2 protein-coding genes are annotated in these 1325 nt (G+C 61.5%); one reads left to right on the forward strand and one right to left on the reverse strand.

Annotated elements, in window-relative coordinates:
• The coding region (locus tag A2J03_RS25385) for an aldo/keto reductase (RefSeq protein ID WP_197480957.1) at window positions 1-417 on the forward strand (417 nt) is incomplete at its 5' end.
• A 10-nt stretch (window positions 418-427) separates the two neighbouring features.
• On the opposite strand, the gene A2J03_RS25390 is transcribed toward A2J03_RS25385, so the two are convergent.
• Window positions 428-925: a TetR/AcrR family transcriptional regulator gene (locus tag A2J03_RS25390; protein WP_197480958.1), complete on the reverse strand. Its 498-nt coding sequence runs from the start codon at window positions 923-925 to the stop codon at window positions 428-430.
• Window positions 926-1325 lie beyond the last annotated feature (400 nt).

Raw genomic sequence — 1325 nt, forward strand, 5'->3', positions numbered from 1 at the left:
CTCACCGGCAAGTACACCGCCGCGGACCTGATAGCTCCTGGATTCGACGTCCCGGGTGGCACCCGTCGCGAACACGCGGTAGCGAATCGGACATTGACCACCCGAGGCCTGGAGATATCGGACGTTGTCGTCGAGATCGCACGAGAAACCGGCGTGTCTGCAGCGCGGATCGCACTCGCGTGGACGCTCCGGAATCCGGCGGTGGTCAGTACCCTGATCGGTGCTCGCACGCCGAAACAGTTGCAGGACAATCTCGGCGCGCTCGAGATCGAACTGGACGACGAGCACTGGAAGACGCTCGACGACGTCAGCGCAGTGGATCTGGGGTTCCCGCACGAGTTCCTGATGAGGCCGATGGTGCGCGGCGTCGCGAACGGAAGAACCCGAACCCGTCCGCGTCACCCGGTTCGCTGGTAGTCCGTCGCTGTCACCGTGTGTGTCGGAACAGATCCAAGATCTTTTGTGCGTCGATGGACGCCGGTCCTCGCCTGCGAAGCAGGGCGTCCAAGAGTAATCCGTCCATCGCTGCAGCGAATTCCGCTGCAGCGGCTGCCGCGATATCGGTCTCGTCGATCACGGCGGTGATCAACTGGTCCCGGCCACGAACCAGCTCCGCTGCAAGCTCGGCATCGTGAAAGGAAGCAACAATCAGTTCGTACCGGGCCCGAGTTCGCCCCAGCTCCGGCTCGATCCATCGCGCAATTCGATCCTGCGGTCTCTGTCCGGGGCGCGGAAGATCTCCGGCGAGTAAGTGTCGCACCATATTCAGAACCAGCCCATGCTGGTTGGCGAAGTGGTGACGCGCTGATCCGTGAGGAACGCCCGCCTCGTCCTCCACGCCCCGCATGGACCATCCGCGGAAGCCAACCCGCCCGAGCAGATCGAGCCCGGCATCCAGCAGCGCTTCCCGAGTCGACTTCTCCACGCAGAGAAGATACCGTAGGTCAGAATTCTCCGCGTGGAGAAGTTTCTGGTGATGTCCTTTTGTATGGAGGTGGGATTTGGTACTGGTCTTCGATGTCTTGCTTGTGCTGTGCATCGGTATGACGGCGTGGTTCGCCGCGTATGTGATCTATCGGTTGATATCCGAGGACTGACACCCTCGAATGTGACTGTCCCGGCCGGTGTGAAGCGCGAACCAGGGCTACCTTCGAGTCATGGCGACCGTGGACTTGATGGGCAAAGCGCTGGCAGCTCTGGCAGCAGCGGACACTCCGATGACGATCGACATTGTGATCTGCCGCGGGGATTTCGGACACTGGAGATGGTTAATTTCAGGCCGCGTTGACGTGCTGCCGGTAAGTGTAGTGGACGTCGTTCGGGGC

Origin of the sequence: Rhodococcus sp. EPR-157 (genome assembly GCF_001647195.1) — a bacterium.
GTDB lineage: Bacteria > Actinomycetota > Actinomycetes > Mycobacteriales > Mycobacteriaceae > Rhodococcoides.